General features: G+C 63.4%; 5 protein-coding genes and 1 pseudogene. All 6 read left to right on the top strand.

What is annotated here, in order from left to right:
- Positions 1-12 precede the first annotated feature (12 nt).
- The gene (locus tag Q0349_RS04845) at positions 13-3348 is read left to right on the top strand and encodes a phage tail tape measure protein (RefSeq protein WP_298079751.1); all 3336 of its coding nucleotides are present in this window, start codon (positions 13-15) and stop codon (positions 3346-3348) included.
- Positions 3349-3388: 40 nt separating this feature from the next.
- On the top strand, positions 3389-3724 hold the full coding sequence (locus Q0349_RS04840; RefSeq protein ID WP_298079750.1) for a hypothetical protein: 336 nt from the start codon (positions 3389-3391) through the stop codon (positions 3722-3724).
- A gap of 145 nt (positions 3725-3869) precedes the next feature.
- A complete protein-coding gene (locus tag Q0349_RS04835) occupies positions 3870-7511 on the top strand; it encodes a hypothetical protein (protein WP_298079749.1) in 3642 nt (1213 codons plus the stop codon).
- A gap of 2 nt (positions 7512-7513) precedes the next feature.
- Entirely contained in the window at positions 7514-8341 is an 828-nt protein-coding gene (locus Q0349_RS04830; RefSeq protein WP_298079748.1) for a hypothetical protein, read from the top strand.
- Positions 8331-8438 (top strand): annotated as a pseudogene (locus tag Q0349_RS14080) (phosphodiesterase); the annotation flags it as partial. The gene Q0349_RS04830 and the pseudogene Q0349_RS14080, both read left to right, overlap by 11 nt.
- 242 nt (positions 8439-8680) lie before the next feature.
- On the top strand, positions 8681-9206 hold a 526-nt coding region (locus tag Q0349_RS04820; protein ID WP_298079746.1), incomplete at its 3' end, for a hypothetical protein.

The following is a 9206-nucleotide window of genomic DNA, read 5'->3' as shown; positions in this document are numbered from 1 at the left end:
AAAGGTAATTAAATGGCCGACAACAATCTGGACGTGCGCCTGCTGGTACGCGCAGGGGTTGAGGGGATTGACCAGCTTGAGCGTGTCATTGAGATATTGCGCCGCAGCGGTGCATCGACCGAGCAGCTATCCGAGGAAGCAGAACGGTTACGGCGCGAGTGGGACAACCTCTCGCCAGAGGAACAGGCACGGCGGATTGCTGAGTTGGCGCGACAGCTTGCCGATGCACAACGACGCAACGGCGGCCTCAACGACGAGGCAGAGCGCAGTGTTGGCGTGTTTGGGCGATTCAAGGGCGCGATTGTTGCCGTTGGCGCAGCGCTAGGCATTACCTTTGTCGCCAGCAAAATTAAGGGATTTTTCAGCGATGCGGTCAGCGGCGCGCAAGAGTTTGAAGAGCAGCTATCCACCGTCAAGGCGGTTTCGGGTGCGACCGCTGAGGACATGGATGCCTTGCGCGCAGCCGCCGAAAAAATGGGCGCAGAGACCAAGTACACCGCGACCGAGGCCGCACAAGGCTTGGAAAACCTCGCCCGCGCAGGCTTGAGCGCCAGCGAGTCCATTGCAGCGCTGCCGTCGGTACTGGCGTTGGCGCAGGGCAACAGCATTGAGCTCGCCGACGCCGCCAGCTACATCACGCAGGCTGCCGCTGGTATGGGCTTGGAAATGGACGAGGCCGCGCGTGTTGCCGACGTCCTCGCCAAAGCTGCATCATCCGCCAACACCGACATCCAGGGCATGGGGCTGGCGATGAGTTACGCGGCACCGACCGCGCACGCCCTCGGCCTGACGCTGGAGGAAACCGCTGCCTACATCGGCAAACTGGCAGACGCGGGCTTTGACGGCTCGCGCGCCGGTACGGCAATGGCAACGATGATGGGGCAATTCCAAAATCCAGCCAGTACCTTCCGCAAAGAATTGGCGGCGTTGGGCATTCGCACCCGTGATTTCAATCAGGCGATTCGAGAGTTGGCAGCGGCTGGCCCACAAGGACAGGCAGCAATCAGCGCGCTCGGCGAAGCAGCTGGCCCTGCATTCCTGGCGTTGGTTGGGCAAGGTATCAGCGCAGTAGATGAGTTGCATGGCAAGTTGCAGGACGCCAGCGGTTTCGCAATCGGGCAGGCGAAGGAGATGGGCAACAACGTCGCCGGCGCTTTCGCCGAGCTGGGCAGCGCTTGGGATGCGGTCAAACTCAAACTTGCCACACCCATCCTTGAGCCTCTGCGGGACAAGCTCAATGAGCTGTCCAAAGTCATTTCCGACCTGGTCAATAGCGGCAAAATCGAAGAACTGGGCAGGAAAATTGCCTCCGTCTTTTCTGATGGCGCCGATGCCGTCATCCGTTTCGTCAAAGAGATGGATTTTGACTCGGTTATCAACAAAGCATCCAGCGGTTTCGAGAAGCTGAAGACCATCGGCACCGCCCTCAATGGCGCATTTCAGGCGCTCTCTATCACATTTAACGCCGTCAAGGCTGGGCTGGCGGCCATTGCAGGCCTGCTTGCAGCGGTTGCGTCCAAGATATTTGCCACGTTGAGCAGCCTGACCAACGGACTTGGTAGCGTCGCCGAAAAACTGGGCGCCAAAGGACTTGGTCAGAGTATGCACGAGATTGGCGCGTCAATGGATGACATGGCCAAGTCCGCTGAAAACTTCGCGGGCGCGATGAGCGAGGTCATCGAGGACACCTCTGCATCAATGGCAGACAGCGCGCGCAGCATCGCCGGGGTAAGCAAAGAGACCAACGAGACCGTCGCCAAGAGCGCCAAAGATGCCATCGACAAGACCGCAGACGCCGCCGATGCGGGGGAAAAACATTTTGTCGGCTTTGCGCAGACCGTCATAGATACCGCCCAGGAAGTTACCGCCATCGTGCAGCGGGAGACCAACAAACAGGCGAAGGCGGCAGAGGAAGCGGCACAGAAGGCGAAGGAAGCGCAGGAAAAGGCAGCTATTGCAGCGGCGAGTGCGTTTGAGGAACTGGGCATTGACCTAGATGAAGTGTTCAACGGCGTGTCCAGCAAAACCAAAAAGGCAATGAGCGACTACACCTACGCGGTGCAGCAGGCGATGGAAGGCGGGCTGGATGCGACCAAAGCTGCGCGCGCAGGCTTTGAGGCGCTCGCCGCCAAGATGTCCTCGCCGCAGGAATGGGCGGCGCTGAAGCAGCAGATGACCGAGAGCGGCGACGTCATGGACAAGCTGACGCAGGGGCAAATCAAGCGCATGGGCGACGGCATCAAGGGATTGCCGGACGCAGCAGCGACTGCGATGGCGGAACTCAAGCAACGCATCGACAGCGCCGACCTCGGCAGCCTTGCCCGCATCGGCACCGAGGCAAAAGCGGCATTTGCCGCGGGCGAGCTGTCGGCGAAACAGTACGCCGAAGTGTTGGCGCAGGTTGAAAAAAAGACCGAAGAGCTGCGCGCCAAGACCGCACAGGCGGGCGAGACCGCAACGCAGGCACACGCGCAGGCGGCACAGGCAGCCGAGGCATCGGCGAAAGCACAGGAAAAAGCAGCCGACGCGGTGGAAAAAAGCGGCGAAGCCGTCAAGAAAACCAGCACGGCGATGTGGCAGCTCTACGACGCCACCAAGCTCAATGCCGAAGCGGTCAATCTGCTCGACGACGCGCTCAACAAAATAAACCCAGGCAGCAAGATTGGCGGCGGCATCCGCTACTGGCAAATGCAGCAAAACGCGGCAGCCGAGTACATCGCCACCGTGCAGGCGGCAGAGCGGGCAACGGAGATGCTCAACCAGAAAACATCCGACGGCACCGTCACCATGCAGGACGTGGCCGAGGCCGCCAACAAGGCGTACTCGCGCATCACCGCGCTGGACAGCACCACCCTCAAGAACCTCAACGCCAGCATCGACGCCGCCAAGCAAAAACTCGAAGACCTGGCACAACAGGCGCGCGACACCAGCGCCAGCCTCGACGCCGAACTGGCGCAGCTCAAGGGCGACAACAGCAAGACGGCGGCGCTGGAGCAGGAGCGCAAACTGCGCGAACTCAACGCGAAGCTGCAAGAAGCGCAGGCACGGCGCAACGCCGACGAAATCGCCCAGTACCAGCGCGCGATTGAGCTGCAAAAACAAATCTACGCCGAGAAACAGCGGCAGGACGCGGCGAAAAAAGCCGAAGAAAGCCAGCGGGCGCAGGAATCCCGCAATCGCAGCAACAGTACACGCAGCAGCACGGGCAGCACCACGCGCAGCGGTCGCGACATCAGCCCCGAACAGGTGGTTGATGCCTGGGACGAGCGCATCGCCGCCGCGGAAAAACGCGGCGCGCAGAACACCATTAACGCCATCTACAACGCCGCCAAACGTGGGACGCGGTGAGCCGTCGCCGCATATTTAGCTCATTGGCTAAGGAGCCCTAATGATTACCCTGACCCGCAAAGACAACAACACCCGCCTCGAACTGCCCGACCAGCTGCGCTGGACGGATGAGCATGACTGGTCGCCGCTGGCGCAGGCGCAGCCGCAATACAGCCTCGGCGGCGCGGTCATCGTGCAGCAGGGCAGCAAACTCGCCGGGCGTCCGGTGACGCTCGGCGGTGAGGATGACCACAACTGGCTCAGGCGCGAGACGCTTGCCACCCTGCACGACTGGGCGGCGGTGCCGGAGCTGGAACTGACGCTCGACTACCACGGCGGCAAGTACAACGTCATCTTCCGCAATCACGAGCAGGCACTTGCCGCCGTTTTGACGTGATTTTCAGGCTGCACGAGCGGGGGCTGGACAACGTTACCCCGATACGCTACACCGTCCCCGAAAAGGCAGACGACCGCTACACCGCCGAAATCCGCCTGATGACACTTTAATTGCCGCTTAAATCCTATTTGTAACGGAGTTACACATGACCCAACGCCACACCGAACTGACCCAACAAGACCTCAAGTTTTATCCGACCGAAGACCTGACTGATGCCGACAGCGGCGGCGGGCTGATGGTGCGCGACCCGCTCACCGGCGCCGACAACGAGCTGTTTACCCCGATTTCCGACCAGGCGCGCACTCTCGGCCAATTCAATGCGCGCTCGGTACACGCCGCGGTGCGGGTGCCGTCGCGTGCCAAGCTGGGCGGGGCGCACGTCATCATCAGCAAGCCCGCCAAAGCGGCCAACGTCAGCCACCTGCTCTATCGCGGCGTCAAGTACGGCGAGCGGCGCCGCGACATCATCAAGCGCATCGCCGCCTACGCGGTCGCCACCATCGAAAGCCGGATGACGCTGCTCTCCACCCAATCCCTCGGCAGTCGCATCGTCCAGGCGTATCAGCGCACCGACGAGCCGCTGCCACAGGTGGGCGACGTTTATTGTTTGCGCCAGGACAAGCGCGGATACCCGGAGGTGGAGCAGTACATCCAGGTCATCCGCGTTTCGTCGCTCAACCGCACCTTTACCGACGTGTCCAGCGGCAAGGATTTTGTGCGCACCGTGGTCAAGCTGGAGCTGTCCACCGCGCTGACCGCTGATTTCATCGGCGTCGATTACCCGTCCATCGGTTATGCCGACGCGCCGTGCAAACTGCGCGAGACGCACATCGCCGACGGCGCCCAATATTACGGGGTCAAGCCGCTGGCGGCGGCGATCAAGGCAGGCGTGCAGACGTTACGCGTACCGTCGCTGATGGAGAAACTCGTCCCGACCTCGCAGGTGGAGACCTCGCTCACCGACCTCACCGCTGCCGGGCAACAGCAGCTCATCTTTGACGCCGCCAGCGGCGAGAGCGTGCTGACGCGCAACATGGCGCTCAACGATGCCGCCGTCCTCTACGCGGGCAATGCCATCACCCCCGGCAGCGTCCGCCTCGTCATCGGTGCCATGACCATCAACGACCGGGGCGGCACCCTCTACAGCGGCGACAGGGCGGTCGGTACGGTGGATTACGCCAGAGGCGAGCTGCGCTTTACAGAGGCGGTCGCTTATGGCTGGTGGACACTCTACTTCAGGCCTGCCGCCGAGTTTCTGCAGGTCGCCGACACCGCCAGCATTGGCATCGCCATCAACAACCGCAGCTACAACTACAGCATGACCATTTTGCCGGTGCCTGCCCCCGGCTCGCTGATGGTCTCCTATCGCGCGCAAGGTCGCTGGTACGACCTGCGCGATGACGGCGCAGGCGCCCTGCGCGGCGGCTCGGCGGGGCATGGCTCCGGCACCCTCAACTACCGCACCGGCACCGTGGCCGTCACCTGCGGCGAGATGCCGGACGTCGGCAGCGAGGTACTCTTTGCCTGGGGCTCGCAGGCGACGGTGCATAACCGTAGCGACAGCGTACCGGCGGCGACGATGCTGATTGCGACCGAGGCCGGGGTGGTGCCCAACACCGTCAAACTCTCGTGGACGGACAACGGCGCCGCCAAGACGGCGCAGGACGACGGCGCGGGCAACATCACCGGCGCCTGGACGGGGACGGTCGATTACCGCAGCGGCGACATCACCCTCACCAGTTTTGCCGGGGGCGAGCAGCGGCTCGACGTCAAGGTCGATTACAGCGTTGGCGAGCCGCAAAAGACCGAGTGGAAGGCGCCTGCACGCGACGGCAGCGGCAACGTCAACCTTGACTTGGGACAGCGCAACATCAAGCCGCGCTCGCTGGCGCTGACCTACAACGTGGTCATCGCCGACTACGACAACAAGGTACAGGAGGGCGAGGCCTATACCCGCAACCTCGGCCTTGCCTTTGTTGACCCGTACATTAGCGTGCGCGACGACGGCGCGGGCAATCTGCGCGACGCGGGCGGCACCGTCCACGGCACCATCAACTACGCCACCGGCATCATCAAAATCAAGCCCGACGGTGTGGTCAAAATCCCGAAGCCGATTTGGAAAAAGCAGTCGATGGGCGAAATCGTTGAAACCATCAGCGGCGGCACCCAGCAGAAAGTGACGCCGCTATGGCGCACCATGTTTGCCGGTTACGAGTACGTGGACACGCTGGCCGCCGCGCCCATTGACGAGAGCTTTGTCGTGAGCGCCAGTTTCAGGGCGGCGCAGAGCGAGGACGCGCGCAGCAAACAGGCAACCAGCGGCGTGCTGCGCATCGACCTGTTGCCGACGCTGGCCGAGCGCATCATCCCCGGCTCGGTGCGCTTTGCGATTGGCCAGGAGACCTACCTCGACCGTCGTGGCGAGATTTACTGGCGGCTGGACAGTGCCACCGGCGCCGCCAGTCGCATCGGCACCATCAACTACGAGACGGGCATCGTCACCATCGAGCAGGCACCGGCGGGCGCACTGACCTTGCAGGCGCTGGCCGGGACAGTATCGGCCAACCCGGTCGATGCGGCGGTGTGGCGCATCCCGTCGGCGCCCATCCGCCCCGGCTCACTGCAAATCACGGCGACGCCACTCACCGGCGGCCAGCTCAACGTCCGCGCCGACAACGACGGCAAGCTCTCCGGCAGCAACGTTGAAGGCAAAATCGACTACGAGACCGGGGTGGTGCGCGTCCGCTTTGGCCGTTGGGTGACGGCGGCGGGCAACGAGGGCAAGTACTGGTACAACGCGGACGCGGTGCGCGACGACGGCAAGATTTGGCAACCGACGCAAGTCTATGCCGACACCATCCGCTACAACGCGGTGAGTTATGCCTACCTGCCGCTGGACACCACCGCCATCGGCATCGACGCGGTGCGCCTGCCCGCCGATGGCCGCGTGCCCATCTTCCGCCGCGGCGACATGATCGTCATCGGGCACAGGTTAGAGGACAACCTCGGCAGCGCCCACAGCGCGGGCAAGACCGTGCAACTCTCGCGCGGCGACCTCGACAGCATCTGTTTGCGCGACGCGCGCAATCAGGCGATAGAGGCCAAGTGGTGGGATTACGATTTGCAGGCGGGGACGATTACCTGGGCGACACCGCTCGACCTCTCTGCCTACCAAATGCCGATTACTGCCCACCACGCCCGCGAAGAAGAAAACCGCATCATGGTGGCCGACATCGACGGCACCTTGCAGCTGCAATTTCCGACCGCGCGCGACTACCCGCAGGAGGATACCTACGTCTCCAGCGCGCTGATTGGCGGCGATTTGGAGGTGCGGCACTCGCCCGCCTGGTCACAAAAACTCTTTGACAACGTGTGGTCGGATGACCCGCGCGGCGATGCCATCACCGCCAAACTCAACCTCAAGGACTACCCGCTCGTCCTCACCGACGACGGCGCCACCACCGACCGCTGGGCCATTGTCTTCCGCGACGGCACCCAGTTTGACCTCTACAGCGAGGCGCTCGGCTTTGTCGGCAGATACGACACCACCAGCGACCTCGCCCCGATTAACGCCGCCACCGGCAAACCCTACTTCACCCTGAAAAAAGGGGCGTTTGGCGTACAAAACGGGGCGACGCCGTGGGCGGCGGGCAACTGTGTCCGCCTCAACACCTGGGGCACCCATCTCGGTGTGTGGATACTGCGCGCCGTACAACCCAGCGCGCAGAAACAGACCGAAACCGACGGCTTCAGCATCTGCCTCAGAGGCAACACCGTGGAGATTTGACCATGCTCGACATCAACGATTACCAACCCTACAACCTCTACACCTCATGGGACGACGGCTCCCCGGCGCTGACCCAAGAGGCACACAGCGCGCAGGTCGTCCTCAAGGCCTGCCTGGTGGAGGGCTACGGCAACCAGCGCGCGGCAGGCTGGGATATGCCCGATGACGACATCAACGGGCGCGGCATCCGCAGCTTCCGCCCGCGCGGCATCAACGATACGGGATGCACCTACCGCATCCGCGACGACATCGCCACCGCCTTTGTGCTGGAGGCCATCCACAAAGACAACCCCGCGCCCTTTGCCACGCGGCGAATCAGCAAAACCATGTACAACGTCGGCGCCAAGCATCCGGCGTGGCTGCTGCTCGCCAACGACGAAAGCTGCTGGTGGATGATTCAAAAAGACGCCTCGCAGCCCTACTATGCCGTCATTTATATGGGCAACCGCTACGCCACCGCCGCGCCCTACCGCGCGGGCTGCATCTTTGTCGGCGAGGAGCCATACTACGAGTACAACTACAGCCTCTACGCCATGACCCTCAAGGACGCCGACGGCAACAGCTGCCGCGCGCTGCGCCTCTTTGCCGATGGCAACCGCTACGCCGTCGGCGCCGAGCGCATCTATTACCATCAGCCGCTCGTCAACACCAGCGACAACAGCGTCAGCATCTTTTTGCCTGGGTTGATGACGGGACCGGGGGCGTTGACAGCACCGCCCAACAACCCCGGCTATGTCATCACCCCGCATCCGGCTGGCGATATCATCAACGTCATCACCGTCTGGGGCGGGTACAACGAGAGCGCCTGGGCGCTGGGGCGGACGCTGTGATAGTCACCATGTGGATGCGAGCTGTCTCGCCGTGCCTCTTATGTCCCCCTATGCCTATGTCGTGTGGGAAGGGCGGCGCATCATCGTCACCGCAGGCGGCACGCCCGCCGTGCGCCGGGTGTACCTCTACTACAACCACCGCCTCATCCGCGAGACCACCAGCAACGCCGAAGGACATTACGCCTTCCTTTGCCTCGACCCGCAGCGCGAATACCTGATTATGGCGCGCGACTGGATGCGCCACTACGAGCCAGTCGCCTACGACAACGTGCGCCCGGCGACCAACATCAGCCCGCCAGAGCAATGGCGGCTGTGGCAATCATGGAGGACGGCGCAGCCATGAGCGGCAACAAGCAGGCGTTACCGCTACGCCTGCCGTGGCAACGGCGCGACGGCGCTCGCCTCGCCTTGCCACTGGGCGAGGGCGGCAACATCCCGCCGCCGCCCAAACCCAAAACCGTGCGCCTCAGCAGTTGCGGCGGCGTGCGTACCGCGCCGGTGGTGGACATCAGCGCCTGCCTGCCCGCCGTTGCTACGGCTGTTGCCGTCGGCGGCTGCCTGCCTGCGCACAACAGCCCGGTGGCGGACATCGCCCTGTGCCAGCGCCATGCCATCCGCCCGGTGCCGACCCTCGGCAACTGCCACACGACGCGCATCAGCATCGCCTGGCGCATCGCCAGCTGCCAGCGCATCCACATCGGCGGCTACCCGGCGCTGGTCAACTGCACCCGCCCGCAGACTACCGCCGCGCCCGCGGTCAAACTGTGCCTGCCCGCCACAACACAGGCGGCTGCCATCAAGGGCTGCGCCACGCCGCGCATCCGCATCGCGCCACTGCTCACCCACTGCACTCCGCAACACGGCT

The organism is uncultured Cardiobacterium sp. (genome assembly GCF_938028185.1).
Lineage (GTDB): Bacteria > Pseudomonadota > Gammaproteobacteria > Cardiobacteriales > Cardiobacteriaceae > Cardiobacterium.
This window is presented reverse-complemented; position numbering and strand designations above follow the sequence as displayed.